The sequence below is a fragment of the Streptomyces cavernicola genome (assembly GCF_029968035.1).
GTDB lineage: Bacteria > Actinomycetota > Actinomycetes > Streptomycetales > Streptomycetaceae > Streptomyces > Streptomyces cavernicola.
Genome location: NZ_JASCIQ010000001.1, coordinates 105,335 through 131,240, shown reverse-complemented (window position 1 = coordinate 131,240; position 25,906 = coordinate 105,335). Strand labels below are relative to the sequence as shown.

22 protein-coding genes and 1 pseudogene are annotated in these 25,906 nt (G+C 71.1%); 6 read left to right on the top strand and 17 right to left on the bottom strand.

Going from position 1 to position 25,906, the window contains the following annotated elements; genetic code table 11:
* Window positions 1-150 precede the first annotated feature (150 nt).
* The 5 genes from QIS96_RS00595 to QIS96_RS00575 all read right to left on the bottom strand — a co-directional run bounded on the left by QIS96_RS00595 (window position 151) and on the right by QIS96_RS00575 (window position 6,970).
* Window positions 151-2,283, bottom strand: a complete 2,133-nt coding sequence (locus QIS96_RS00595; protein ID WP_282540295.1) for a 3-hydroxyacyl-CoA dehydrogenase NAD-binding domain-containing protein — start codon at window positions 2,281-2,283, stop codon at window positions 151-153.
* Window positions 2,280-3,506, bottom strand: a complete 1,227-nt coding sequence (locus QIS96_RS00590; RefSeq protein WP_282540294.1) for a thiolase family protein — start codon at window positions 3,504-3,506, stop codon at window positions 2,280-2,282. Before QIS96_RS00590 ends, QIS96_RS00595 begins: the two co-directional genes overlap by 4 nt.
* A gap of 214 nt (window positions 3,507-3,720) precedes the next feature.
* Window positions 3,721-5,010 carry an HRDC domain-containing protein gene (locus QIS96_RS00585; protein WP_282540293.1) on the bottom strand — a complete coding sequence of 430 codons (1,290 nt, stop codon included), beginning with the start codon at window positions 5,008-5,010 and terminating at the stop codon, window positions 3,721-3,723.
* Between the two features lie 256 nt (window positions 5,011-5,266).
* Window positions 5,267-5,929, bottom strand: coding sequence for a response regulator transcription factor (locus tag QIS96_RS00580; protein ID WP_128374800.1), 663 nt, complete (start codon window positions 5,927-5,929; stop codon window positions 5,267-5,269).
* 378 nt (window positions 5,930-6,307) lie between these two features.
* Window positions 6,308-6,970 carry a DUF3000 domain-containing protein gene (locus QIS96_RS00575; RefSeq protein ID WP_282540292.1) on the bottom strand — a complete coding sequence of 221 codons (663 nt, stop codon included), beginning with the start codon at window positions 6,968-6,970 and terminating at the stop codon, window positions 6,308-6,310.
* 91 nt (window positions 6,971-7,061) lie between these two features.
* Here QIS96_RS00575 and hemE point away from each other — a divergent pair, with 91 nt between their 5' ends.
* The 3 genes from hemE to QIS96_RS00560 are packed head-to-tail and all read left to right on the top strand — an operon-like array spanning window position 7,062 to window position 9,976.
* The gene (hemE, locus tag QIS96_RS00570; protein WP_408907090.1) at window positions 7,062-8,153 is read left to right on the top strand and encodes a uroporphyrinogen decarboxylase; all 1,092 of its coding nucleotides are present in this window, start codon (window positions 7,062-7,064) and stop codon (window positions 8,151-8,153) included.
* A 35-nt stretch (window positions 8,154-8,188) separates the two neighbouring features.
* Entirely contained in the window at window positions 8,189-9,700 is a 1,512-nt protein-coding gene (locus QIS96_RS00565) for a hypothetical protein (protein WP_282540291.1), read from the top strand.
* Window positions 9,701-9,976, top strand: coding sequence for a hypothetical protein (locus tag QIS96_RS00560; protein ID WP_282540290.1), 276 nt, complete (start codon window positions 9,701-9,703; stop codon window positions 9,974-9,976). It begins immediately after the preceding gene.
* Here QIS96_RS00560 and QIS96_RS00555 read toward each other — a convergent pair.
* Window positions 9,973-11,346 carry an FAD-dependent oxidoreductase gene (locus QIS96_RS00555; protein WP_282540289.1) on the bottom strand — a complete coding sequence of 458 codons (1,374 nt, stop codon included), beginning with the start codon at window positions 11,344-11,346 and terminating at the stop codon, window positions 9,973-9,975. The two genes, QIS96_RS00560 and QIS96_RS00555, sit on opposite strands and share 4 nt — an antisense overlap.
* Before the next feature lie 112 nt (window positions 11,347-11,458).
* Between QIS96_RS00555 and hemG the strand changes: the two genes are divergently transcribed.
* Together hemG and hemQ are read left to right on the top strand one after the other, a co-directional pair.
* Window positions 11,459-12,940 (top strand): protoporphyrinogen oxidase, encoded by a 1,482-nt coding sequence (gene hemG / locus QIS96_RS00550; RefSeq protein WP_282540288.1) that lies wholly within the window; start codon window positions 11,459-11,461, stop codon window positions 12,938-12,940.
* Window positions 12,941-12,944: 4 nt separating this feature from the next.
* On the top strand, window positions 12,945-13,664 hold the full coding sequence (hemQ, locus tag QIS96_RS00545) for a hydrogen peroxide-dependent heme synthase (RefSeq protein WP_282540287.1): 720 nt from the start codon (window positions 12,945-12,947) through the stop codon (window positions 13,662-13,664).
* A gap of 156 nt (window positions 13,665-13,820) precedes the next feature.
* On the opposite strand, the gene QIS96_RS00540 is transcribed toward hemQ, so the two are convergent.
* From QIS96_RS00540 to QIS96_RS00520, 5 genes are all read right to left on the bottom strand, one after another.
* Complete coding sequence (locus QIS96_RS00540) at window positions 13,821-15,383, bottom strand: alpha/beta hydrolase (protein ID WP_282540286.1); 1,563 nt, start codon at window positions 15,381-15,383, stop codon at window positions 13,821-13,823.
* A 98-nt stretch (window positions 15,384-15,481) separates the two neighbouring features.
* Window positions 15,482-16,255, bottom strand: coding sequence for a TIGR04222 domain-containing membrane protein (locus QIS96_RS00535; protein WP_282540515.1), 774 nt, complete (start codon window positions 16,253-16,255; stop codon window positions 15,482-15,484).
* Between the two features lie 136 nt (window positions 16,256-16,391).
* A complete protein-coding gene (locus tag QIS96_RS00530) occupies window positions 16,392-16,793 on the bottom strand; it encodes a hypothetical protein (protein ID WP_282540285.1) in 402 nt (133 codons plus the stop codon).
* A gap of 11 nt (window positions 16,794-16,804) precedes the next feature.
* On the bottom strand, window positions 16,805-17,395 hold the full coding sequence (locus tag QIS96_RS00525; RefSeq protein WP_282540284.1) for a TIGR04222 domain-containing membrane protein: 591 nt from the start codon (window positions 17,393-17,395) through the stop codon (window positions 16,805-16,807).
* A gap of 7 nt (window positions 17,396-17,402) precedes the next feature.
* Window positions 17,403-18,887: a DUF692 domain-containing protein gene (locus tag QIS96_RS00520; RefSeq protein ID WP_282540283.1), complete on the bottom strand. Its 1,485-nt coding sequence runs from the start codon at window positions 18,885-18,887 to the stop codon at window positions 17,403-17,405.
* A gap of 426 nt (window positions 18,888-19,313) precedes the next feature.
* Here QIS96_RS00520 and QIS96_RS00515 point away from each other — a divergent pair, with 426 nt between their 5' ends.
* On the top strand, window positions 19,314-20,294 hold the full coding sequence (locus QIS96_RS00515; RefSeq protein ID WP_282540282.1) for a phosphotriesterase family protein: 981 nt from the start codon (window positions 19,314-19,316) through the stop codon (window positions 20,292-20,294).
* A gap of 149 nt (window positions 20,295-20,443) precedes the next feature.
* Here the strand turns inward: QIS96_RS00515 and QIS96_RS00510 are convergent, their stop codons facing one another.
* From QIS96_RS00510 to QIS96_RS00485, 6 genes and pseudogenes are all read right to left on the bottom strand, one after another.
* Complete coding sequence (locus QIS96_RS00510) at window positions 20,444-21,253, bottom strand: SCO2400 family protein (protein WP_282540281.1); 810 nt, start codon at window positions 21,251-21,253, stop codon at window positions 20,444-20,446.
* Between the two features lie 488 nt (window positions 21,254-21,741).
* Window positions 21,742-22,401 carry an FG-GAP repeat protein gene (locus QIS96_RS00505; RefSeq protein WP_282540280.1) on the bottom strand — a complete coding sequence of 220 codons (660 nt, stop codon included), beginning with the start codon at window positions 22,399-22,401 and terminating at the stop codon, window positions 21,742-21,744.
* Window positions 22,402-22,701: 300 nt separating this feature from the next.
* Window positions 22,702-23,273: pseudogene (locus QIS96_RS00500) on the bottom strand (immunity 49 family protein).
* Between the two features lie 370 nt (window positions 23,274-23,643).
* On the bottom strand, window positions 23,644-24,159 hold the full coding sequence (locus QIS96_RS00495; protein ID WP_282540279.1) for an immunity 49 family protein: 516 nt from the start codon (window positions 24,157-24,159) through the stop codon (window positions 23,644-23,646).
* A complete protein-coding gene (locus tag QIS96_RS00490; RefSeq protein WP_282540278.1) occupies window positions 24,159-24,995 on the bottom strand; it encodes an immunity 49 family protein in 837 nt (278 codons plus the stop codon). The genes QIS96_RS00495 and QIS96_RS00490 overlap by 1 nt, the downstream gene beginning before the upstream one ends.
* Window positions 24,996-25,087: 92 nt before the next feature.
* Window positions 25,088-25,885 (bottom strand): peptidyl-tRNA hydrolase, encoded by a 798-nt coding sequence (locus QIS96_RS00485; protein ID WP_282540277.1) that lies wholly within the window; start codon window positions 25,883-25,885, stop codon window positions 25,088-25,090.
* Between the last annotated feature and the right edge of the window lie 21 nt (window positions 25,886-25,906).

The following is a 25,906-nucleotide window of genomic DNA, read 5'->3' as shown; positions in this document are numbered from 1 at the left end:
GCCGCTGCGGGCATCGGGGGCAGCCGTACGAGAACAGCCGTAAGGCCTAGGCCGTTTCCTTCGGATCAGGCCGGATCTGGTCGGCGGTAAGTGCTGGTCGAGTTGTGCGTGCCAGACCCCGCGCCCCCGGCAAGATCCGAAGGAGACGGCCTAGGCGGGCACGCTCGCCACGCCCTGCTCCAGGAAGCGCTTCCCGGTGACGCGCTCGGAGACGCCCGCACGGTCCAGGTACGGCGTGATGCCGCCCAGGTGGAAGGGCCAGCCGGCGCCGGTGATCAGGCACAGGTCGATGTCCTGCGCCTCGGCGACGACGCCCTCGTCGAGCATGAGGCCGATCTCCTGCGCCACGGCGTCGAGCACGCGGTCGCGGACCTGCTCCTCCGTCAGGACGCTGTCGCCCTGCTGGAGGAGGGCCTGGACCTCGGGGTCGAGCTCCGGCTTGCCGCTGTCGTAGACGTAGAAGCCGCGCTTGCCGGCGTCCACGACGGCCTTCAGGTTCGGGGAGACCTTGAAGCGCTCCGGGAAGGCGCGGTTCAGCGTCTCGGAGACGTGCAGGCCGATGGCCGGGCCGACCAGCTCCAGGAGGACCAGCGGCGACATCGGCAGACCGAGCGGCTCGACGCCCTTCTCGGCGACGGCGACCGGGGTGCCCTCGTCGATGACGTTCTGCACCTCGCCCATGAAGCGGGTCAGGATGCGGTTCACGACGAACGCCGGGGCGTCCTTCACCAGGACCGCGGTCTTCTTCAGCTTCTTGGCGACACCGAACGCGGTGGCCAGGGAGGCGTCGTCGGTCTGCTCACCGCGGACGATCTCCAGGAGCGGCAGCACGGCGACCGGGTTGAAGAAGTGGAAGCCGACGACCCGCTCCGGGTGCTTCAGCTTCGACGCCATCTCCGTGACGGACAGCGAGGAGGTGTTGGTGGCGAGGATCGCGTGCGCCGGGGCGACGGCCTCGACCTCGGCGAACACCTGCTGCTTGACGCCGATCTCCTCGAACACGGCCTCAATGATGAAGTCCGCGTCCGCGAAGCCCTCGGCCTTGTCGAGCACACCGGTCACCAGGGCCTTCAGGCGGTTGGCCTTGTCCTGGTTGATGCGGCCCTTGCCGAGCAGCTTGTCGATCTCGGCGTGGACGTAGCCCACACCCTTGTCGACGCGCTCCTGGTCGATGTCGGTCAGCACGACCGGCACTTCCAGGCGGCGCAGGAAGAGCAGCGCGAGCTGAGAGGCCATCAGACCGGCGCCGACGACGCCGACCTTGCTGACCGGGCGCGCCAGGTTCTTGTCCGGCGCGCCCGCGGGACGCTTGCCGCGCTTCTGCACCAGGTTGAACGCGTAGAGCCCGGCGCGGAGTTCACCGCCCATGATGAGGTCGGCGAGCGCCTGGTCCTCGGCGTCGAACCCGGCCTGCAGGTCGCCGTCCTTGGCCGCGGCGATGATGTCGAGCGCGCGGTACGCGGCCGGGGCGGCGCCGTGCACCTTGCCGTCCGCGATGAACCGGCCCTTGGCGACGGCCTGGTCCCAGGCCTCACCGCGGTCCACCTCGGGGCGCTCCACCTTGACGTCGCCGTTCAGGACCTTGGCGGTCCACAGCAGCGACTGCTCCAGGAAGTCCGCGCCCTCGAACAGCGCGTCCGCGATGCCGAGTTCGAAGACCTGCTTGCCCTTGAGCTGGCGGTTCTGGTTGAGCGAGTTCTCGATGATGACCTGCACGGCCTTCTCGGCGCCGATCAGGTTCGGCAGCAGCGCGCAGCCGCCCCAGCCGGGCACCAGGCCGAGGAAGACCTCAGGGAGCGAGAACGCGGGCAGCGCCTTGGACACGGTGCGGTACGTGCAGTGCAGACCGGCCTCGACACCGCCGCCCATGGCCGCGCCGTTGTAGTACGCGAAGGTCGGCACGGCCAGACCGGCGAGACGCTTGAAGACGTCGTGCCCGCCCTTGCCGATGGCCAGCGCGTCCGAGTGCTGCTTCAGCAGCTCGACGCCCTTGAGGTCCGCGCCGACGGCGAAGATGAACGGCTTGCCGGTGAGGCCGACGCCGACGATGTCACCGGCCTTGGCCTCCGCCTCGACCTGGTCCACGGCCGCGTTCAGGTTCGCGAGCGACTGCGGGCCGAAGGTGGTCGGCTTGGTGTGGTCCAGGCCGTTGTCGAGCGTGATGAGCGCGAACTTGCCCGCGCCGTGCGGCAGTTCGAGGTGGCGTACGTGCGCCTGGGTCACGACCTCGTCGGGGAACAGCTCGGCCGCGCCCTTGAGGAGCTCAGCGGTGGTGGTGCTCACTTGTCGCCTCCGGCGTCCTTGTGGTGCGGGTTCTCCCAGATGACCGTCGCGCCCATGCCGAAGCCGACGCACATGGTCGTGAGGCCGTAACGGACCTCCGGCTGCTCCTCGAACTGCCGCGCCAGCTGCGTCATCAGGCGCACGCCGGAGGAGGCGAGGGGGTGGCCGAACGCGATGGCGCCGCCGTACTGGTTGACGCGCGCGTCGTCGTCCGCGATGCCGTAGTGCTCCAGGAACGCGAGCACCTGCACGGCGAAGGCCTCGTTGACCTCGAACAGGCCGATGTCGTCGATCGACAGACCGGACTTGGCGAGGGCCTTCTCGGTCGCCGGGATCGGGCCGTAACCCATGACCTCCGGCTCGACACCCGCGAAGGCGTAACTGACGAGGCGCATCTTGACCGGCAGGTTGTTCTCGCGCGCGAAGTCCTCGGACGCGATCAGCGAGGCGGTGGCGCCGTCGTTCAGACCCGCGGCGTTACCGGCGGTGACGCGACCGTGCGTACGGAACGGCGTCTTAAGGCCGGCCAGGTTCTCCAGGGTGGTGCCCGGACGCATCGGCTCGTCGGCGGTGGCGAGCCCCCAACCGGTCTCGCCCGCCTCCTCGTTGGTGCGGCGTACGGAGATCGGCACGAGGTCGGCCTGGATCTTGCCGTCGGCGTACGCCTTGGCGGCCTTCTCCTGCGAGCGCACCGCGTACTCGTCGGCGCGCTGCTTGGTGATGCTCGGGTAGCGGTCGTGCAGGTTCTCGGCGGTCATGCCCATGAACAGGGCGGACTCGTCGACCAGCTTCTCGCTGACGAACCGCGGGTTCGGGTCGACGCCCTCACCCATGGGGTGGCGGCCCATGTGCTCGACGCCACCGGCCACGGCGACGTCGTACGCACCGAAGGCCACGCCGCCCGCGACGGCGGTCACGGCGGTCAGGGCGCCGGCGCACATGCGGTCGATCGAGTAACCGGGCACCGACTGCGGCAGTCCGGCGAGGATGCCCGCGGTACGGCCCAGGGTCAGGCCCTGGTCGCCGATCTGCGTGGTCGCGGCGATGGCGACCTCGTCGATGGTGGCGGGGTCGAGGTTCGGGTTGCGGCGCAGCAGCTCCCGGATGGACTTCACGACGAGATCGTCGGCGCGGGTCTCGTGGTAGATGCCCTTCGGGCCCGCCTTGCCGAACGGGGTGCGGACGCCGTCGACGAAGACGACGTCCCTGACGGTACGAGGCACGATGGCTCTCCTCCAGGGGTGCGGGATCGCTGCCGCTGGGCGTGCTCCGGCGGCTACGACACTCATGCTACTTGCCGGTAACCAAGTGGAACAGGCCCCCCGCCCGGAGCGGCGAAGGTCACACTCCGTGGCGGCGAACGCGAAACGCCGGAGAGGCTGACGAATCAGCCTCTCCGGCGTCTGAGGTGCGGGTCCCCCGGGGGAAGCAGCGGCCCTACTTGGCCCCTGCCGCCAGCGCCTCCACAAGCACCGGCGTCACCTGCTCGATCTGCCAGGTCCGGGCCCCGTACCCGGCGAGCGCGGCCGCGACCGAGGTCGCGTCCAGGGTCGCCGGCGGCTCCCAGCACACCCGACGCACCGTGTCCGGCGTGATCAGGTTCTCCTGCGGCATGTTCAGCTCCTCCGCGAGCGCCGTCACCGCGGCCCGCGCCGCCGAGAGGCGCGCGGCCGCCGCCGGGTCGCGGTCGGCCCACGAGCGGGGCGGCGGCGGACCCGTCAACTGCTGCCCCGGCTGCGGGAGTTCGCTCTCCGGCAGCTCCTTGGCGCGGTCCACGGCGGCCTGCCACTGCTCCAGCTGACGCTGGCTCGCCCGGTTGCCGAAGCCGTGCAGCTGCCGCAGCGCGTGCACGTTGGGCGGCAGCGCGAGCGCGGCCTCCACGATCGCGGCGTCGCCGAGCACCTTGCCGGGCGACACGTCACGCCGCTGCGCCACCTTGTCGCGGGCCGTCCACAGCTCCCGTACCACCGCCATCTGCCGGCGGCGGCGCACCTTGTGCATCCCGGACGTGCGCCGCCACGGGTCCTTGCGCGGGGGTGCGGGCGGGGCGCTCGCGATCGCGTCGAACTCCTGGTGCGCCCAGTCCAGCTTGCCCTGCCGGTCGAGCTCCTTCTCCAGGCTGTCGCGCAGGTCCACGAGGAGCTCCACGTCGAGCGCGGCGTACCGCAGCCAGGGCTCGGGCAGCGGCCGGGTCGACCAGTCGACGGCCGAGTGGCCCTTCTCGAGCACGTACCCGAGCACCGACTCCACCATCGCGCCGAGGCCGACGCGCGGGAAGCCCGCGAGCCGTCCGGCCAGCTCGGTGTCGAAGATGCGGGTGGGGATCATGCCTATTTCACGCAGGCACGGCAGGTCCTGAGTCGCGGCGTGCAGCACCCACTCGGCATCCGCGATCGCCGCCCCGAGCCCCGACAGGTCGGGACAGGCGATCGGGTCGATCAAGGCACTGCCGGCACCTTCGCGGCGCAGCTGTACGAGATAGGCGCGCTGGCCGTAGCGGTACCCGGAGGCCCGCTCGGCGTCCACGGCGACGGGTCCCCGACCAGCGGCGAAGGCGGCGACGACCGCGGCGAGCGAGTCCTCGTCGGCGATCACGTCGGGGATGCCCTCGCGCGGTTCGAGCAGCGGAATCGGCTCTCCCTCGGGGGCTGCGACGCCTTCGTCCGGAGGAGCGCCTCCGGTGGTTCGCAGTGGTCTGTCTTCTGCGGTCTCTTGGGCGTCGGTCACCGGTCAAGGGTATCTGCCCGGCCGGGTGTCTGACCTGCACCTTCGCTGGATTGCTGGGCTGACCTGCGAAAATGTATCTGGACGGCACTCACCGCTGCGCGCTGCCCCTCGTACTGATGTGCCCTGCGGCGGCGGTTCGGGAGGCGTGGCCGACAACGACCGAGCGCCCGCCGACGGAACGTTCCGTCGGCGGGCGCGGGACTGGTGTGCTGGTTTGTCAGGGGGGTACGTCCCCTTGTGGGGAGGGTCGGTCGGATCAGTGGATGATGCCGGTGCGCAGGGCGACGGCGACCATTCCGGCTCGGTCGCCCGTGCCGAGCTTGCGGGCGATACGGGCGAGGTGGCTCTTCACGGTCAGGGCGGACAGGCCCATCGAGACGCCGATGGCCTTGTTGGACTGGCCCTCCGCGACCAGTCGCAGCACCTCCACCTCGCGCCCGGACAGCTCGCGGTACCCGCCCGGGTGGCTCGGGGCGCCCGGCGGGCGGCGGTGCATACGGGCCGCGGCGGCGCCGATGGGTGCGGCGCCGGGACGGGTGGGGAGGCCGACGTTGGTGCGGGTGCCGGTGACGACGTACCCCTTCACGCCGCCCGCGAGGGCGTTGCGGACGGCGCCGATGTCGTCGGCGGCGGAGAGGGCGAGGCCGTTGGGCCAGCCCGCCGCGCGGGTCTCGGACAGCAGGGTCAGGCCCGAACCGTCGGGCAGGTGGACATCGGCGACGCAGATGTCGCGCGGGTTGCCGATGCGGGGACGGGCCTCGGCGATCGAGGACGCCTCGATGACGTCGCGTACTCCGAGCGCCCAGAGGTGGCGGGTGACGGTGGAACGGACGCGCGGGTCCGCCACGACGACCATGGCGGTCGGCTTGTTCGGGCGGTAGGCGACCAGGCTTGCGGGCTGCTCGAGGAGAACGGACACCAGGCCTCCTGGGGGGATGGCGGGGACGGGGCCGGCTCGGGGAAGAAGCCGGTGGAACCGTGCTTTCAAGGTCACAGACACCTTCGGCAGCATCCGCGCCCGCCTTTAGCGAATGATCACGATTTGGTGACTCGCAATTCGGGCAATTCAGACGTGTGATCGATCATCCGAAGATCGAACCGAGTCGCCCGTCGGTCAGTCGCCGGTCAACGCCGGTCCCGTACCGCATCCGTTCGAAGCGTCGATGGGCCGTACGGATGACCCCTCGCACGCAAGAACTCGCACGCAAGAACTCGCACGCAAGAACTCGCACGCAAGAAGCAGAGAGCGGATTCGCTCTCTGCTTCTTTTCTTCCGGGTCGCTGTCGACCGGCAGGTTCAGTGCGTCTGCGGGCCGCGGCGCTGCGGCAGGGACACCACCGAGGCGTCCGCCGTGCCGGTCGGCGGCAGGCCGGCGACCTGGCAGAGCAGATCGCACCAGGCGGCGAGATGCGCCGCCGAGTCCGGCACTCCGCCGAGCCCCTCGCGCGGCGTCCAGGACGCCCTGATCTCGATCTGCGAGTTGGGCTGCCGCGTGCCGAGCCCGCCGAAGTAGTGCGAACTGGCCCTGGTCACGGTCCCGCTGGGTTCGCCGTACGAGAGTCCGCGGCCCTGCAGGGCGCCGGTCAGCCAGGACCAGCAGACCTCGGGGAGCAGCGGGTCGGCGGCCATCTCCGGCTCCAGCTCCGCGCGGACCAGGGTCACCAGGCGGAACGTTCCCTGCCAGGCGTCGTGCCCGGCCGGGTCGTGCAGCAGGACGAGGCGGCCGTCGGCGAGGTCCTGGTCGTCCTCTACGACCGCTGCCTCCAGGGCGTACGCGTGCGGGGCGAGGCGCTTCGGCGCCGGGGCCGGGTCGATCTCGATCTCCGGCCGCAGGCGGGCCGCGCGCAGCGCGTCCACGGCCGTGCGGAACGGGAGCGGAACAGCATCATCCGCAGCATTCCCCTCCCTACCGTCCATCCCGTCAGCATCCTCCGAGAGTCGTCCCTGCGCCGCAGCCATGCGGGGAAGGTTAAGGGGAAGCGGCCGCCCGTGCAGGGAAGGACACCCGGTCCCGGCCGTGCAGTTCGCGGCACGTGCGAGACTTTCCGACGTGAGTGCCAACGACCGTGCCCGAGCGGGCCAGCAGCCGAACCCGAACCCGACCGTCGACGCCGCGGTCAAGGACTCCGCCTTCCTGCGGGCGTGCAGGCGCGAACCCGTGCCGCACACGCCGGTCTGGTTCATGCGGCAGGCGGGTCGCTCGCTGCCCGAGTACCTCAAGGTGCGCGAGGGCATCCCGATGCTCGACTCGTGCATGCGCCCCGACCTCGTCACCGAGATCACGCTGCAGCCGGTGCGCCGCCACAACGTGGACGCGGCGATCTACTTCAGCGACATCGTCGTCCCCCTGAAGGCCATCGGGATCGACCTCGACATCAAGCCCGGCGTCGGCCCCGTCGTGGAGCGGCCGATCCGCTCCCGCGCGGACCTCGCGCAGCTGCGCGACCTCACGCCCGAGGACGTCTCGTACGTCACCGAGGCCATCGGCATGCTCACCGGCGAGCTGGGCGCGACGCCGCTGATCGGCTTCGCCGGAGCGCCGTTCACGCTCGCCAGCTACCTCGTGGAGGGCGGCCCGAGCCGCAACCACGAGCACACCAAGGCCCTGATGTACGGCGACCCGCAGCTCTGGGCCGATCTGCTCGACCGGCTCTCCGACATCACCGCGGCGTTCCTGAAGGTGCAGATCGAGGCGGGCGCCTCGGCCGTGCAGCTCTTCGACTCCTGGGTGGGCGCCCTCTCGCCCGCCGACTACCGCCGCTCCGTGATGCCCGCCTCGCAGAAGGTCTTCGAGGCCGTCGCCGGGTACGGGGTGCCGCGCATCCACTTCGGCGTCGGCACCGGTGAGCTGCTCGGGCTCCTCGGCGAGGCCGGTGCGGACGTCGTCGGCGTCGACTGGCGCGTCCCGCTCGACGAGGCCGCCCGCCGTGTCGGCCCCGGCAAGGCGCTGCAGGGCAACCTCGACCCGGCCGTCCTGTTCTCCACCCAGGACGCGGTCAAGGCGAAGACGGACGAGGTGCTGGCCGCCGCGCAGAACCTGGAGGGCCATGTGTTCAACCTCGGCCACGGCGTCCTCCCGACCACGGACCCGGACGCGCTGACCCGCCTGGTGGAGTACGTGCACACGCGCACGGCTCGCTGAGGAACTCCGGCCGGCCCTCCCGCGTCGTACGGGGCATGATCACTTTTCCCGACGACCGCACGGCCGAGCTGCACGCGGCCTGGAGCCAGGTGCGCGCCGACACGCCTGCCGCCGAGGCCGAACCGCTCGTACTCGACTGCGCCCGCCGTCTCTCCGCCGATCCCGGTGGGGAGGCGGCGTTCGTGTGGGTGGCGGGGCTCGTCGAGATGGTCGAGTACCTGGCCTGGCGGCCCGGTGCGGCGGCGCGTGCGGCGGCCGTGGCGGCGCTGCTCGCCGCGGCGTCCGCGCTGGGGGAGCGGGAGTGCGGGCACGAACTGCACCCCTACGAGGAGGAGTTGGCGCTCCTCGACGAGTCCGAGCTGTTCTGGCGCCCCAGCGTCGCGTACCTCCTGGGCGAGCCGGCGGACCGGCCGCGACAGGAGGCCGACCTGTGTCCGGGCAACGTCGCCGGGCACGCGCGGCTCGCCGCCGACGCCATCGAGCCCTTCGGCGTCGACGGCATTCCCGCGCGCGTGCCCGAGGAGCACGTCGAGGGTGTGGCGGAACTGACCGACTTCCTGCACGACTACCCGTCCTGCGATCCCGGCCCCACGATCGAGATCAACGCCCGCGGCCTGTCGGACCGCCCCACGCGCGGCGCCCTCGCCGGGTTCGTCCTCACCCAGCACGTCAGCTGCTGGTACGTCATCCACAGGATCACCGCACGCCCTGTCTTCGACGAGATGATCGAAGGCCTGGAGCAGGCGCTCGGACTCCTCCCTCCGGCCTCCGACTGCGTACACGGGGAGGGCGAGCACCCGGACCCCGAGGAGCGCCACTACGAGACGGACGCCCAGCTCGGCTTCTATCTGCGCAGCCCCGGCGGGCGCGCCGAGGCCAGGGGGTTCCTGGAGGACGACGGCCCGATGGACGCCTGGGTGTGCCCGGCGTTCCTGCGCGAACAGGCCGAGGAGGCGCTCGGCGAACTCCGCGGACGGCACGAGGAGTTGTTCGCGGTACGGGACACCAGCGCCCTCGACGCCGCGTACCTGACGCCCGAAGGGGCCCTGGACATCGGCGGGTTGACGCGGGCGCTCGTCCACGACCCGTTCGACTCCGCAGGCGGCGCCGTCGCGCAGAACGTCGGCCTGTGGGCCGCCCGCCGGCACGCCACCGCCGTCGACCCGCACGTGCGGCTCGTCCTGCTGCACCTCGCCCTGTGGGTGGGCGCAGGGCTCGACCTGCCGTACGGGCCGGGCCGTGAAGTGCGGGCGCTGCTGCGGCGGGTCGGGGACGAGGTGTCGGAGCGGGGCTGCACGCACCGCGCCGACGAGCACCCCGACAGACGGCGCTTCCGGGGCGGCTACCAGGCCGAGAAGTTCAAGCAGCACCTCGACCACCTCTACGCACCGGCCACGCACCCGGCGCCCGCGGACGCCTACCCGGCGGAGGTGTGGTCCTGCCCCGGGCTGCTCGGGCAGTGGGCGGGGGAGTCGGTGGCCGAGCTGGATGAGGCGTATTTCGAGATGGATCTGGAGGACGGGGATGAGCTCTCAACGCTCTTGTAATTGGCTGGAAACGAGCGCTGCGGAGCGGGAGGAGATCGCCGACGCCTGGCGCGAGCAGGTGACGGCGAGTACGGGTCCTGGGACGAACAGGACCGCCTCGTACTCGACTGTGTGCGGTCGCTGCAGGCAGCGCTCCGGGACGGTGTGCCCGCGTACCCGTGGCTCTTCGGGCTGCTGCTGATGCTGCCGCACATCGAGCTGTCGGGAGGGGAGGAGTCGCGGGCCGTGGTCGGGGCGCTGGAGGAGTTCCGCCAGGGCGGAGGCGGCCGGGCCTAGCCTCTGTCCCGTACCGCCGTCACCGTCTTGCGGGCCGCTACCAGGATCGGGTCCCAGACCGGGGAGAAGGGTGGGGCGTAGCCCAGGTCGAGGGCGGTGAGTTGCTCGACCGTCATACGGGCCGTGAGGGCCACCGCTGCGATGTCCACACGTTTCGCAGCGCCCTCGCGGCCGACGATCTGGACGCCGAGGAGGCGGCCCGTGCGACGCTCGGCGAGCATCTTCACCGTCATCGGGGCCGTGCCCGGGAAGTAGCCGGCGCGGCTGTTCGACTCGATGGTGGCCGTGACGTACTGCAGGCCCGCCGCGCGCGCGTCCTTCTCGCGCAGGCCCGTACGCGCGATCTCCAGGTCGCAGACCTTGCTGACCGCCGTGCCGACGACGCCGGGGAACGTCCCGTAGTCGCCGCCGACGCCCGAGCCGATGATCTGGCCGTGCTTGTTGGCGTGCGTGCCGAGGGCGATGTGGCGTTCGCGGCCGGCGACCAGGTCGAGGACCTCCACGCAGTCGCCGCCCGCCCAGATGTCGTCATGGCCGCGGACCCGCATCGCCAAGTCCGTGAGCAGACCGCCGTGTTCGCCGATCGGCAGGCCGGCGGCGCGGGCCAGGTCCGTGTTCGGGCGGACGCCGATGCCGAGGACGACGATGTCCGCCGCGTACTCCCCGTCGTCCGTGGCCACCGCGCGGACCCGGCCGTCCTCGCCGGTGAGGATCTTCGTGACCTCGGCGTCGTTGACCATCTCCAGGCCCATGCCGGACATGGCCTCGCCCACGAGGGCGCCCATGTCCGGGTCGAGCGTCGCCATCGGCTGCGGGCCGCGGTTGACGACCGTGACCCGGTAGCCGCGGCGGGTCAGCGCCTCCGCCATCTCCACGCCGATGTACCCGGCGCCCACGACGACCGCGCGCTCACCGCGCGTGTGCCGCAGCGTGTCGAGCAGGGCCTGGCCGTCGTCCAGCGTCTGCACGCCGTGCACGCCCGGCGCGTCGATGCCCGGCAGCTCGGGGCGGACCGGGCGGGCGCCGGTGGCGATCACCAGCTTGTCGTACGCCGTCCAGGCCTCCTCGCCCGACTCCAGGTCACGGGCGCGCACCCGCCGCCCCGGCACGTCGATCTCGGTGACCTCGGTGCGCATCCGCAGGTCGATGGCGCGCTCCCGGTGCTCCTCGGGCGTACGGGCGATGAGCTCGTCGCTGCTCTCCACGTCACCGCCGACCCAGTACGGGATGCCGCACGCCGAGTAGGACGCGAACCGGCCCCGCTCGAACGCGACGATCTCCAGCTCGTCCGGGCCCTTCAGCCTGCGGGCCTGCGACGCCGCCGACATCCCCGCCGCGTCGGCCCCGATGATCACCAGTCGTTCCCTCATGCGCCCACGCTACGTCCAGGTCCGCGCCGTCTTCCCCGAGTTCCCGGTTTCCTCTGCTGACAGCGAAGCGCCCGCACCGCCGCACGCGCTCTCGGTCTGAGAGTCTTGGGTCATGCGCGAAACGGATCTCCCCACGGGTTCTGAGCAGGCACGAGCGGTGCACGCGGTCGTCGTCGGCGGCGGCATCGCCGGGCTCGCCGCCGCCCACCGGCTGCTCGCCGGCGGTGCGCACGTCACCGTCCTCGAAGCGTCCGGACGACTCGGCGGCAAGCTGCACGCCGGCGAGATCGAGGGCGTCCGCGTCGACCTCGGCGCCGAGTCGATGCTCGCCCGCAGACCCGAGGCGGTCGCCCTCGCCCGCGAGGTGGGCCTGGACTCCGCACTGCAGCCGCCCGCCGTCGCGAGCGCCGCCCTGTGGAACCGCGGCCACCTCACGCCCATGCCGAAGGGACACGTGATGGGCGTGCCCGGCGACGCCGCCGTGCTCGCTGAGGTGCTGTCCGCCGAGGGCCTGCGCCGCGTCGAGGCCGAGCGCGAACTGCCGCCCACCGAGGCCGGGGAGATCGGCGAGGACATCGCCGTCGGCGAGTACGTCGCGTCCCGCGTCGGCCGCGAGGTCGTCGACCGCCTCGTCGAACCCCTGCTCGGCGGGGTGTACGCGGGCGATGCGTACCGCCTCTCGCTGCGCATGGCCGTGCCCCAGCTCTTCGACGTCGCCCGGTCCGGCGGCTCGCTGCTCGCCGGGGTCCGCGCGGTACAGGAGCGCGCCGCCCGGAACCAGCAGACCGGGCCCGTCTTCATGGGCATCGAGGGCGGCATCGGCCGCCTGCCCGTCGCCGTCGCCGAGGCGGTACGCGCCAAGGGCGGCGAGATCGCCCTCCACGCGCGCGTGGACGCGGTCCGCCGCACCCCGGACGGCTGGTCGGTGCGCACGGATGGCCGTGAACTGAGCGCGGACGCCGTGGTGTTGGCCGTGCCCGCCGCGCAGGCCGCCCGGCTGCTCGACGCGGACGCGCCCGGTGCCGCCGCCGAACTGCGCGCCGTCGAGTACGCGTCGATGGCCCTGATGACCCTCGCGTACCGGCGCGGGGACGTGGACCTGCCCGCGGGCAGCGGCTTCCTCGTACCGCCCGTGGACGGGCACACCATCAAGGCGTCCACGTTCGCATCCCAGAAGTGGGGGTGGATCGCCGAGGAGAACCCCGAGCTGGTCGTGGTGCGCACGTCCGTGGGTCGGCACGGCGAGGAGGAGGTGCTCCGGCGCGACGACGACGAGCTGGTCGAGGCGTCCCGAGCCGACCTGCGCGCCGCCGTCGGCCTCACCGCCGCGCCCGTCGCCACCCGCGTCACGCGCTGGGACGACGGCCTGCCGCAGTACCCCGTCGGGCACCACGCGCGCGTGGCCCGGATCCGCGCGCACATCGCCGAGCTGCCCGGTCTCGCCGTGTGCGGGGCGGCGTACGACGGCGTCGGCATCCCCGCCTGCATCGCGAGCGCGCACGCGGCCGTGGACCAGCTGGGCGGGGACCGTAGCGGGCTCGATCTGCTCAGCGCGAACCCGGTGCAGAGTCTGCACGGCGGCGGAGGAGAATAGCCGCATGAGTGACGACGCCCCCGCCAAGATCCCCAACGCCGGCAAGAAGGCCAAGGACCTCAACGAGGTCATCCGCTACACGCTGTGGTCGGTCTTCAAGCTGAAGGACGTGCTCCCGGAGGACCGCGCCGGTTACGCCGACGAGGTCCAGGAACTGTTCGACCAGCTCGCCGCCAAGGACATCACCGTCCGCGGCACGTACGACGTCTCAGGCCTGCGCGCCGACGCCGACGTCATGATCTGGTGGCACGCCGAGACCTCGGACGAGCTGCAGGAGGCGTACAACCTCTTCCGCCGCACCAAGCTGGGCCGCGCCCTGGAGCCGGTCTGGTCGAACATGGCGCTGCACCGCCCCGCCGAGTTCAACAAGTCGCACATCCCGGCGTTCCTCGCCGACGAGACCCCGCGCAACTACGTCTCGGTGTACCCCTTCGTGCGCTCCTACGACTGGTACCTGCTGCCCGACGAGGACCGCCGCCGCATGCTCGCCGACCACGGCAAGATGGCCCGCGGCTACCCGGACGTGCGCGCCAACACCGTCGCGTCGTTCTCTCTCGGGGACTACGAGTGGCTGCTCGCCTTCGAGGCGGACGAGCTGTACCGGATCGTGGACCTGATGCGGCACCTGCGGGCGTCCGAGGCGCGGATGCATGTGCGGGAAGAGGTGCCGTTCTTCACTGGGCGCCGGAAGTCTGTGGCCGACCTGGTGGCGGGTCTGGCCTGAGGTTCCGTTCGGGGGCCAGCCCCCGGACCCCGCTCCTCAAACGCCGGAGGGGCTGATTTTCAGCCCCTCCGGCGTTTGAGGAGGCCCGTCCGGCAGGACTTTCGGGAAGGGGCGGGTAGGGGAAAGAACCACGCCGGTGCCCGAGGCGGAACCCGCTCAGCTCGTCGCTTCCGGCTCCGCGTGCGGGGCACAGTCCGAGCGGGGGTTCTCGGGGGTGCGGCCCGTCAGCAGGTATGTGTCCACGTGCTTGTTGACGCACTTGTTGAGCCCGCCGGCGATGCCGTGCGTGCCCGAGTCGCGCTCCGTGACCAGCGCCGAACCCGCCAGCCTGCGGTGCAGTTCGACCGCGCCCTCGTACGGAGTGGCCGCGTCCCGCTCCGCCGCGAGGATCAGCGTGCCGGGCAGCGCACCCGGCGCCGTACGCACATCGACGGGCTGCTGCCGGGGCGCGGGCCAGTACGCGCAGGGCAGGTTCATCCAGGCGTTGTCCCAGGTCTCGAACGGCGCGATCCGGGCCATGAGCGAGTTGTCCCGGTCCCAAGTGGCGAAGTCCCGCGGCCAGTTGCCGGAGTCGTTGCACTCGACGGCGGTGTAGACCGCGTTGCCGTTCTCGCTCTCCGCCGCCCCCACCGGCTTCGGCGCGGCCTGCTCGACCAGCGGCTGCGGGTTGCCCTTCAGATACTTCGACAGGGCGGTGGCCCGGCGCGGCCAGTAGTCGTCGTAGTACCCGGCCTGCAGGAACGCGGACTGCAGCTGGCCGGGGCCGACCTTGCCGCCGGCGGGCTTCTTCGCGAGCCGGCGGCGCACCTCCTCGTAGCTGTCCTGCACCTCGCGGGGCGTCTTGCCGAGGTGGTAGGCCTTGTCGTGCTTGGCGACCCAGGTGCGGAAGTCCGTCCAGCGCGCCTCGAACGCGAGGGACTGGTCGAGGTTGTTGCGGTACCAGACCTGCTTCGGGTCCGGGTTGACCGCCGAGTCGAAGACCATGCGGCGTACGTGCGAGGGGAACAGGGTGGCGTACACGGCGCCGAAGTACGTCCCGTACGAGGCGCCCATGAAGTTCAGCTTCTTCTCGCCGAGCGCCGCACGCAGCACGTCCAGGTCGCGGGCGTTGTTCAGCGTGTTGTAGTGCCGCAGGTCGGCGCCCGCGTTCCGCTCGCAGCCCTTCGCGTACGCCTTCGCCTCGGCGATGCGCTTCTCCTTGTGCGCGCGGTCCGGGTGGGTGGGCTCGTCGCTCGGGGCCTTCGCGAACTCCTTCGGGTCCTGGCAGGACAGCGGGGCGGAACGGCTCACTCCGCGCGGGGCGTAGCCGACGAAGTCGTAGGCCTTCGCGACCTTCCGCCACTCCGGGACGCCCGCCGCCAGCGGCCAGTACATGCCGGAGCCGCCGGGCCCGCCCGGGTTGAAGACGAACGCGCCCTGCCGCTCGGACGCCTCGCCCTTGGCCTTGACCCGGCTGACGGTCAGCTCGATCTTCTTCCCGTCGGGCTGCGCGTAGTCGAGGGGCACGGTCACGGTCGCGCACTTCACGGAGTCCGGCAGGGCCTCCTCCGCCGGGCATGCCTTCCAGTCGAGCCCGGCGGTCGCGGCGCGCTGCGCGGCGAGGGCGGTGCCGCGCGCCTCGGCGGAACCCGGTGGTGCGGGGGCGCTGCCCGCGGGGGCGGCGACCAGGGCGGTGAGGACCAGTGAACCGGCGAATCCGTACAGCAGTGGCGCACGCATCGTGCTTCGGCATCCCTTCGGCGGCGGACAGCAGCAGAACAAAAGGGATCCTTCGGTGGGCAGTTGGCGAAGTAAAGCAGCGCCGCGCCCAGCCGGGGCTATTGACCCTGACGAGTACGTCCGTGCGCGAACGCGGCCCGCAGGCGCGGGTCGGACAGGGCGTCCACGCCGCGTACGGCGACCGCCGCGAGCGGGTCCCGCTCGTCGAGCGCCGGCCCGAGCGCCCCGAGCAGCCGCCGGCCCGCGGGCGAGGCCCAGCGTGTGTACGGCTGGATCTCGGCGCGGGCGATGACGAGCGAGCCGAGGGTGAGCGCCAGCGGCAGCGCGAACCACGCGAGGACCGGAAGCACCCCGTCCGTGCCCGGGGGCAGCAGCACGAGCGACGCCACGGCGAGCGCGAGCACCGCGAGGGCCGCCGCCCGCACCTGCCGGATCGCAACGGTGACGTGCAACCGCGCCGCCGCGGGCACGGCGAGCCCCGCCGCGGTGAGCCGCTCGGCGAGGGCGCGCACCGGGACGGTGGCGGCGGCCGAGGCGCGGACCGGGGCTATCCGCTGCTGCCCCTCGGGCCCGATCGCGCCGATCACGGAACGCTCCATCTCGTCCCGGCCGTCCGGATCGACGACGGTCGCCCAGCCGGTGTGCGCGAGCAGCAGCCGGCCCGCGTCGGCCATCGAGACGAGGGCCAGATCGGCGACCCGGCGCGGGCCGCCGGCCAGGAACGCGGCCTCGTACAGGGTGAGTTCATGCCGGGCGGCGGCCCGCTGCTCGGCGGCGGGGCTGTCCGCGGCACGGGTCGCGGCGACGCACAGGCGGGCGCAGGCCGTACCGGCGACGGCCCAGGCCGGAACGAGGAAGAGAACCCAGAACATTGCGGACATGGCGGATTTTGTATGCGACGCGGGGGCCACCGCGCCATGGGGCGTTCACGATGCGGACGATCGACGACGCCCCGCAAGGTGAGGTTGGGCGATCGGCCCCCGCCGTGAGCACCGCCAAAGCACCGGCTCAGGAACCGCCGCCGCAGCCCCCGCCGCCTCCGCCGCCACAGCTGGAGCCGCCCGACGACCCGCCACAGCTGGAGCCCCCGCCCCCGCCTCCGCCGCAGCTGGAGCCGCCCGACGACCCGCTGTCGCCGGAGCCGCCGCAGGACGAGCCGCCGCACGAGGATCCTCCGCCGCCGCACCAGGTCACCGAGGTGTCGCCGCCGACGAACACGAGCGGGGTGGCGCCCGCCCCCGTCGAGGCCGCCGTGCTGTTCGCCCGCATCCGGCTCGCCGTCGTCAGCTGCTCGCGCAGCGTCGGGTCCGGGACGAGGCGCGGGCCGCCGCACACCACCTGGTACACCGGGTCCCCGGGGTCGCCCATCGCCCGGAAGTGGCGCAGCGCGTCCTTGCCCGCGGCAGTCACACGGCCCCCGGTCATCGACAGGCACGCCAGCCGATCCCGATCCCGGCGCCGATCACCGGCAGGACCGCGAGGATGAGGGGCGCACCGTGATCCGGACTGTTCGGGAGCCCGAACTGGACCGCCGTCAGGAGGGCGGCCAGCGGGAACGACAGGAAGGAGAGCACGGTCTGCGTGGCCGCCCAACGCCGGTACGGCCGCTGTTCGCCCGGTCGTACCATCAGCCGGCGCTGCGCGAGAACGTCCCCGACCGCCTGTACGGAGGGGCTGCGCATCACGCCGATCCGCAGCCAGTGCAGGGCGCCGCTTGGGGCCGTGGCGTGCGTGTCGAGGACCGCCTGCTCCACCGGGTGGTGCGCCACGGCCTGCCGCACGCCGACCACTCCGGGCCCCGCGAGGGCGAGCCGGCCGTCGGCGTGCATCGCGGTGAGTACGGCGTCCGCGACCCGGCCGGGGCCGCCCGCGAGGAACGCCGCCTCCAGCGGGTCGGACACGTACGGACTCGCGGGCGCGCCCGCACGGCGGGTCTTGAGGACGCCGACGAGCAGCAGGACCGCGGAGCCGCCGAGGCCCAGGTAGTAGAGGACCATCAGAAAGGCGAACATGGCTGCCTCACCGTCCGATCAGGGTGTAGCGGGCCCTGCGCATGAAGCGGGCCACCGGGTGCGTGGAGACCGGCGCGGGCCCGGACCGCTCCAGCCACCAGTCGCTCAACTCCCGCCGTGCGTCCGCATCTTGCGGCCGGCCGTCAAGCAGCAGATGCTCGGCGAAGTCCAGCGCGTCCCGCCGGTATCCGCCGGTCATAGGACGCGTCGAGGCGTACGCGAAGAAGCTGGGCCGGTACGTATCGCCGAGGATCGCCGGGAGTTCCGGGGCTACCTTCGCGATCACGTCGGCGCGCTTGCCGGTGAGCGCGCGGCTCTGCACGGCAAGGCGCTGCCGGTCGAAGCCCTCGGGCGCGGGCGTGCCGGCGACGAGCGCGGAGAGCAGGGCGGCCTGCGCGAGGGCGAGGCGCTGGCGGGGGGAGTCGGGGCCGGTGCCCGTGTCCCCTTCGGGGGAGGCGGGGTCTGCCGTTGCCGTTGCCGTTGTCGTGGTGCGGGGGTCCGCGCCCGTGGCCGGGCTCGCGTGGGCGCCGATCGGGGCGCCCGACGGGCGGCCGACGGTGACGTGCTCGGTCGGCGCGCGCTCGGCGCCGGTCGGGGTACGGCCGACGGTGACCAGTTCGGCGGCCCGTTCCGGGGTGGCGGGCAGCAGCCGCCGGGCCGCGCCGGCCGCGACGGTGCGGCGGATCGCCTGCAGCTCCTGCTCCAGCTCCTCCGGTTCCGGGAAGTTCTCGTCCCGCTCCAGGAGCACGCCGGGCGGGCTCACCCGGGAGGCCAGTTCGGCCAGCACGTCGAGCACCGGCTGGGTGACCGGGTGGGCATGGCTGTCGTGCCACACCCCGTCCCGCTCGAAGCCGCCCGCCACATGCACGTACGCGATGGCCTCCACCGGCAGCTCGTCGAGCGCGGCGCACGGGTCCTCGCCGCGGTTGACGTGGTTGGTGTGCAGGTTGGCGACGTCGATGAGGAGCCGTACACCGGTCCGGTCGACGAGGTCGTACAGGAACTGGCCCTCGGTCATCTCCTCGCCGGGCCAGGAGATCAGGGCGGCGATGTTCTCCAGGGCGAGCGGCACGGGGAGCGCGTCCTGTGCGATCCGCACATGTTCGCAGAGCACATCGAGGGAGTCCTTGGTGCGCGGCACGGGCAGCAGGTGTCCGGCCTCCAGGCGGGGCGAGGCGGTCAGGGCGCCCCCGGCGCGTACGAACGCGATGTGCTCGGTGACGAGCGGCGAGCCGAGCGCCTCGGCGCGCTCCGCGAGGGCGGTGAGGCGCTCGGCGGCGGGGCGTTCGGCGCCGCCGATGCCGAGGCCGACACCGTGCGGGACGACGGTGACGCCGCGCTCGCGCAGCCGGACCAGAGAGTCCGGGATGTGGCCGGGGCACACGTTCTCGGCCACTGCCTCGACCCAGTCGAGCCCCGGCATCCGCTCCACGGCCTCGGCGATCTCCGGGCGCCAGCCCATGCCGGTCCCCAGGTGTGCTGTCTGCTGCATGTTCCCCCTCCTTCGCCGCGCCCCATGTGTGTCGGCACCACACTGTGCGTGCAGGTGTCATGGCCCCGGCAGTGGTCGCCGAATCCATGGACAGGGACGTTCAGAGGTTGATTTGAGGTTTCACGATTCTGTACGCCGATCGGGGGCCGGGGGGTTCGGCGGGGCCCGTCGGCGACCGACTTCCCTGCGGCGGGCGGCAGTTGAGGCGCTCGGTATCCGGTCAACGCCCGGATTCAGCCATGGCGTGGGTGACCTTGTCAGGTCCGTTGACACTCTTGATCACCCGCAGCAGGGTGGGCGCGCCGGGGTACCGACCGCTCGGTCTGTGTGCGTCGGGGTGCTCTGACCGTGTGCGTCGGGGGTGCTCTGAGCTGCCCGCCGGCATCGTTCGACCGTCCGCCGACACCGCCGTCGAGAGGATTCAGGATGACGCAGGTTCAGACCGTGCGCGGCCCCGTCGAGAGCAGTGCTCTCGGGGTGACGCTGATGCATGAGCACCTCTTCGTGCTCACCTCGGACGTGCAGGCCAACCACCCCGAGGAGTGGGGTTCCGAGGACGCGCGCGTCGCCGACGCCGTGGAGCGGCTGCGGGGCGCGCACGACGCGGGCGTGCGCACGATCGTCGACCTCACGGTGATGGGTCTCGGGCGCTACATCCCGCGAATCCAGACCATCGCCGAGGCGACCGAACTGAACATCCTGGTGGCCACCGGCGTCTACACCTGGGACGACCTCCCCTTCTACTTCCACCACCGCGGCCCCGCGCTCGGCCCGGAGGTGCCGGACCCCATGGTCGACATGTTCGTCGGCGACATCCGCGACGGCATCGCGGGCACCGGTGTCCGTGCGGGAATGCTGAAGTGCGCGATCGACGAGAAGGGGCTCACGCCGGGCGTCGAGCGGGTGATGCGCGCGGTCGCACGAGCGCATCTGGAGACGGGAACCCCGATCACCGTGCACACCCATCCCGCCTCGCACACCGGCCGGGACGTCAAGCGCGTCATGTGCGACGAGGAAGGAGTCGACCCCGGCCGCATCGTCCTCGGCCACAGCGGCGACACCACGGACTGCGACCACCTCGCGGCCCTCGCCGACGCGGGCTTCGTCCTGGGCATGGATCGCTTCGGCCTCAACCTGGACACCACGTTCGAGGCGCGGGCGAAGACCCTCATCGAGATGGTGCGCCGCGGCTACGGCGACCGGATGGTCCTCTCCCAGGACGCGTCCTGCTACCTCGACTGGATCGACCCGGCCGCCCTCGAACTCCTGCCGCAGTGGCGCTACACGCACCTCTTCGAGGACGTCATTCCGTACGCCCTCGAACAGGGCCTGACCCGCGAGCAGTTCGACCTGATGCTGACCGAGGTGCCACGCCGCTTCTTCGAGCTCGGGCGGGCCTGTTCCTGAGGATCGGGGTGGATCCGGCCGGGGGGGGGAGGGGGGAGGGTGCGGATAGGTGCGGGTTCTCGGGTCGGGTCCAGCCCGTGGCGGGGCGCGGGTGCTCGGTTCGCGATTTTGCTGCTCGCTCCGCCGGGGTCGCCCTGCCACACGGGAGCTCAGCCGACGCACAGTCCGAGCACGCAGACCTCCTCCGGTGAGGTCGACACCAGCGAAGGGCTGGTGCTCTGGGGCGTGTCCGGCTTCGTGGTGTCGGCGGCCTCGGGCGCCTGCTGCTGATGCGCTGACGTACCGGAGTCCGGGTTCGTGTCGTCGGTGGCCGGTGCGGTGCTCCGGGGCTGAGGGGGCGCGGTCTCGGCCGGGCGGGAAGGCGCTGTGTTCTCCGGCTGGGCGCTCGGCGCTGTCGTGCGGGGCGAGGCCTGGAGGGTCTGCTGCCGCGGTGCGTCGGTTGTCGGCGCCTGCGACGGAGAAGCGGTCTGCGACGGCTGGTGGGGGTGTCGAGCGGTCGCCGACGCGGAGGCCCGAGGGCTCTCCTCAGGCTTCTGCTTCTGCTTCTCCACCGCACCCTCCTTCGGGACGTCCGGCGCCGTGGCCGCCTGGGTGCGGTCGACGGACTGACGGTCCATCGAGGCGAGGGTCAGCCCGCCTCCGACGAGCGCGACAGCACTTGCGACTGCTGCCCGGCGCTTGTTCTTCCGCCACTTGGCCAGTTGGCGACGGCGGGCCGCACGCCCCTGCTGTGCGGGCGGAAGGTGCTCGACGTCCGAGACGTCGTGCGGGGCCGAGACGTCGTGTGGGGCCGAGGGGGCCTGGTCGGGCGTTATGGAGAGCCCGGCACCCGTCGTCGCCGGGGCAGAGGCGCTGGGGCCGTCGGCGAAGAGCGGGGCGATGTCCGGAGCGTAGGCACCGCACCCGGGGCACACCAGGGCGCCGTTGAGGTGCCGACTGCATGAGGAGCAGTAGTCCATCTGTGCTTCTGGCCTTCCTGGTTCGGCGGGCCGTCGGCCTGCCACGGCTTGGTTCTTGGGCGAGGACGGTGCATGCGGACGTACGCGCACCGAGGCGGCCGCGCTCTCGCGGTGATTTGCAAAGAGGCCGGACCGCTGTGGGGGTCGGTTGAGTCGGTCGCGACCCCGTAACCGATCAGCACACAGCTGACCGCGGGAAGCCCGCAGTTGAGGACGGCGCGAGGCCCGGACCGGGCGGCTGGCTGTCCGGCCCGCCTCCGGGAACCGGGTTGGTGTTTCTCACGGCGATATCCGTCCTGACGTGGCACCCGTCTGTGCCCTCGGCCCAGGGCACGCCGATTCCGCCGGCCGGTACCCCGCTTCGCCTATTTCTGCGTTCCGGACGTACTGCGGCGTTACACCGACGTTCCTCGCTCGCCGTACTGCCTGTGGAGGACCCACGGCGAGCGTCACGGTACGTGCCGTTCCTCGAAGCCCTCATGGAAGGACTACGGAGCGAGTACGGAGCCGAGTTCGCCGCCCTTGGCTGTGTCGATCGTGGTCCGGCCGATGTACGTAGCGGTGCCGCTCGGGGTGCGGTGGACGATGGTGCCGTCGCCGGAGTTCTCTCCGGGCGCGCCGATGGCCAGGTCGGTGGCTCCTGTTCCGGAGAGGTCGCCTGCCGCGACGGCTGAGCCGAAGCGGTCGCCGCTCTCGGGTGCTCCGCCGATGCCGCCTGTGCCCTGGTGGAGGGACTCGGCGGAGGCGACCGTGATGCCGTCCGCGCTCGCGGCCAGGCGCAGGACCAGGGCGGTGCCCGCGTCCTTGCGGGCGGTGCCGTCCTTGGTGAGGTCCTCGCCGGGCAGGCCGGTGACGATGTCGGGTGTGCCGTCGCCGTCGGTGTCGCGTACGACGATCGAGGCGCCCATGGAGTCGCCTGCTTCGGCGGCGCCGGGGACACCGGCGGTGTCCTGGTGGAAGGTGGTGGCGTCGCCCCGGTAGTAGAGGCCGCCGGGCTTGCCGAGTTTGACGGTGACCTGTCCGCCGGAGTGGCCGGTGGCCGAGTCGGTGCTTCCGGTGGCTTCGGAGGCGATGGGCTGGCCGACGACGATGTCGTCGTAGCCGTCGTAGCCGTCGTAGCCGTCGTTGTCGAAGTCGCCGGTGGTCACGTCGGCGTGCTCGAAGTCGCCGTAGGAGCCGATTACGGCGACGAGCGCAGACCCGGGTGGTGCCGTGTCCGCCTACGGCTGGGCGCAGAAGAATCAAGTCAGGCACGTACGCCAGGATGCAACTGAGCTTGGCCGGGCACGTATCGAGCTGAGGACTTCGTTGCTGTCCTTACCGGATGAGCGGGTGTGGCCGTGGTCGCGAAGTTCATCTTGGCCGTACTCATGGCGACTTGATCTCTCGTCGCATCACTGAGAATGGCTCCTGCGCCGGCTGTGTGGACCTTCAAGCCTCGACTGCTGCTATGCGTCGACTTCACCCGCCCACCCGAACTCGAGGAGTTCCTTCGGCAGGTACGCGGACTCGACCTCAATGGGCATGCCGCCGTCATCACGCGCCATGCACGCGATGGCCAACGGCCCGAGAGCGACCAGCCCTTCACCGCTCAGTGACCTGGCGGCGTCAGCCGTCCAGTAGTTCTTGTGTGACGTAAGAGCCCTGGCGAGTGACTCGTAGAATTGCTCAGCTTCCCCTCCCCGCAGGTAGTGCTGGAAGAGTTCAAGCGGGGATACAGGATCTGAAGCATGAATTCTGGGCCGGCAACTCGCGCCGCCTCGGGGTCAGTTCCCTCGACTGCCGTGACCAAGGTGTCCCAGGTCTCGTTCCTACCGAACCACCGGTTCTGCAGGGTTTCCACCCATGCATAGATGTACTCGTCGAACTCGGCTCCCGATGCGCGAAGGAACGCGATGGGGACCTGGGCCAGCTGGTTGATGCGGTCGTTCTCGCGGCAGATCACTCCAAGGTAAAAGGCAGTCAGCCAACTACCTGAATTCAGATATTCCTGAGGTCCCGTGGCGGGCAGACGCTTCACCCCGCCCTCGACTCCGACTCGGCACTCAACCGGGCCCTCACTCGCGGTACCGGCAGGGCATCGGCCCGGTCGCACTCCGACGTCTCGATATCCGCGAGAGCCGACTCAGCGGTCTCGAAGGCAGGCGCTGCCGATTTATCCGAGCCCTCCGGAAAATCGTGACGGCTAATGCGGACGGGCATCGATTTTTCCCTCTGCTTCATCTTCAGGGACCTTGGGCCGGCTCGATGCGAGCTCAGACCTGGCAGCAACGATTTCGACTGGTCAACGTGAGGTGGGCCAGCGTCGCAGGCGCCGCCTTGCCGCAGCGGAACTGGGCAGGGCCGGCAACTCAGGTGGCGAATTCACCGACCCGTGCACGGTTGAGCAGCTAGCCGGGGATGTAATCCGACTCGATCGCGATGGGGAAACCGGCATCGTAGGCGAGGCAGGCGATGGCGAGAGGGACGAGCGCGAGATGGCCTTCCACGCTCACCTCTCGTTCTTCCGTAGCGGTCCAATATGCCTTGTGTAGTTCCAAGGCTTCGGTCAAGGCTTGATTGAAACCCTCCTGGTCCTTGCGCAGGAAGCGGTGGAAGAGGTTGATGGGAGGGTAGAGAATCTTGTCCAAAAGATCCGCGCCCGCGAAACGCACGACGTCAGGATGGGAGGCTTGAATTGCCGTTTTGAGTTTATCCAGGAGGCCGGAACGCTCGAGCCAGTAGGATTGCAGGGCGTCGATCCAGTGGTAAGCGTAGTCGTCGTACTCTGTTCCGGACTCGCGCAGCAATTCAAGCGGAACTTCGCACAGCTCTGTCAGGCGAGCCTGTTCGCGGCACCTCGAGCGACATCCACGCCCGAGGTTGCTTGTGGTACTGATTGCGAATCCTGTGTGATCTTGAACCATTACGTCTCGACTTCGCCGGCCCAGCTAAACTTCAGGAGGCCTTCAGGCAGGTAGTCGGACTCGACGTCGATGGAGAAATCGTTGTCGTAAGCCATGCAAGAAATGGCAAGCGGACCGAGTGTAACCAGGCCTTTTCGGTCGATGGGCCGTGCCTGATCGCCGGTCCAGTATTCTCTGTGCCACTCAAGGGACAGGCTCAGGGATTCGTTGAACTCTTCATTGGCTTGCCGGTTGTAAAGCTGAAAGAGTTCAAGCGGTGGGTAAAGAACCTTGAGTAGAAGCTCCTGGTCCGCGAAGCGGGCAACTTCCGGGGCGGTCTCTTGGATCGCCTCAACCAGGTGATTCCACATCTCGGTCGACTCGCCGGACCAGTACCGCTGCAAGGTCTCGACCCAGTCGTACACGTAGTCGTCGAATACGGCGCCGGACTCGCGAAGGAAAGAGGTCGGCACCCGCATCAGCCGATCAAGACGCGCGTTGTCTCGACAGATGGTCGCCAGGTAGACAGTGGTGAGCCACGCCCCGGCATGTGTGTAGGGCGTCGGGCCAGTGGCAGGAAGATTCTTGATCTGTCCGTCCACGCCGATCCTGCAGGCCACCACGTCTTGTGATGCTGTGGCCGAGTCGAACAGCGCAGAGCCTACTTGCATGGCTGTCACCCACGCTTCCCACGTTTCGAACTCTTCCACCTGTGGATCGTTCGCGCAGTGGGACATGGCAGCGGTCACTGTGCTGTCGAGAGCGCGCCCCCGAGATGCGGCGGAAACCTCAAGCCGGTCAAGAATCCTGCTCACGCTCCTTTTGAGCGACGGCAAGTCATGCTTGACCTCGTCCACCGGAAAATCGTGACGGGGAATGCTCGCGGCCACTGGAGTTCTCCCGCGTTAGTCGAGGCCCGTGACCTACATCCTGACCTGGTCGGTGGCGGTCAGGCCCGTGGGGGGTGCGGGAGGGGGCAGAAGTGGCTGCCGCCTTCGACTGCGACCGTTTTCCCGGGGGCGATCTCCGTGAAGCCGGCGTCCCGTACGACCGGCAGGCCGCTCGTCGTCAGGGTGGGCCACCGGGCCGGGGTGGCGGTGCGCACCGCGAGAGGGAAGCCCGCTTCGCGCCACTGCTTGCGCTGCTCGTCCGACAGTTCCCACCAGGCGAGTTGGGCGCCGTGGCCGGCCTGCGCCATCGACTTGCCCGCCGACATGTCGAGGTCCGGGTTGAGCCAAAGGACCGGCGCGGCCGGGTCCGGTGCGGCCGGCGGCTCCGGGTCGTCGAGGTCGGTGCCGGAGACCTGGAGGCGGGCCAGGTCCTTGGGCCAGCCGTCGAGCGGGACCGGCGGGTAGACCCGCACCTCCGTGGCCTCGCCCGTGACGGTGATGCCGGGCAGCGCCTCGGCCCGCCGCCACTCCGCCCCGCGCGCCCGCCGGACCACCTTGCGGATGCGGGCGTCCTGCCAGTCCCGTACGGCCTGGGCCCAGGGGCCGTCGTCGAGGGCGCGCTCGTCGGAGAGGAGGGTCAGGACGGCTCGGGCCGCGGTCTCCAGGGCGTCGGTGCGCGCGGGCGGCGCGGCCTTCTCGATGCGGACGACGAGGGGCAGGACGAACTGCGGGGCGTCGTCGCGGGAGTCGCGCTCGCGCGGACCGGCCTCGCGCGGACCGGCCTCGCGCGGACCGGCTTCGGGCTCGGTGGACGGGGCGCTGGAGTGGGGCTCGGCGGAGGGGTTCAGGCTGCTCACTCCGTCCAGTGTGCCAGCGTG

Coding starts and splice junctions, on each gene's coding strand:
- QIS96_RS00565 (WP_282540291.1), top strand. CDS start 8,189: ATGATCACTTTTCCCGACGACCGCACGGCCGAGCTGCACGCGGCCTGG.
- QIS96_RS00510 (WP_282540281.1), bottom strand. CDS start 21,253: ATGGACTACTGCTCCTCATGCAGTCGGCACCTCAACGGCGCCCTGGTG.
- QIS96_RS00575 (WP_282540292.1), bottom strand. CDS start 6,970: ATGGCTGCGGCGCAGGGACGACTCTCGGAGGATGCTGACGGGATGGAC.
- QIS96_RS00515 (WP_282540282.1), top strand. CDS start 19,314: ATGACGCAGGTTCAGACCGTGCGCGGCCCCGTCGAGAGCAGTGCTCTC.
- hemG (WP_282540288.1), top strand. CDS start 11,459: ATGCGCGAAACGGATCTCCCCACGGGTTCTGAGCAGGCACGAGCGGTG.
- QIS96_RS00495 (WP_282540279.1), bottom strand. CDS start 24,159: ATGGTTCAAGATCACACAGGATTCGCAATCAGTACCACAAGCAACCTC.
- QIS96_RS00520 (WP_282540283.1), bottom strand. CDS start 18,887: ATGCAGCAGACAGCACACCTGGGGACCGGCATGGGCTGGCGCCCGGAG.
- QIS96_RS00540 (WP_282540286.1), bottom strand. CDS start 15,383: ATGCGTGCGCCACTGCTGTACGGATTCGCCGGTTCACTGGTCCTCACC.
- QIS96_RS00555 (WP_282540289.1), bottom strand. CDS start 11,346: ATGAGGGAACGACTGGTGATCATCGGGGCCGACGCGGCGGGGATGTCG.
- QIS96_RS00535 (WP_282540515.1), bottom strand. CDS start 16,255: ATGTTCTGGGTTCTCTTCCTCGTTCCGGCCTGGGCCGTCGCCGGTACG.
- hemQ (WP_282540287.1), top strand. CDS start 12,945: ATGAGTGACGACGCCCCCGCCAAGATCCCCAACGCCGGCAAGAAGGCC.
- QIS96_RS00525 (WP_282540284.1), bottom strand. CDS start 17,395: ATGTTCGCCTTTCTGATGGTCCTCTACTACCTGGGCCTCGGCGGCTCC.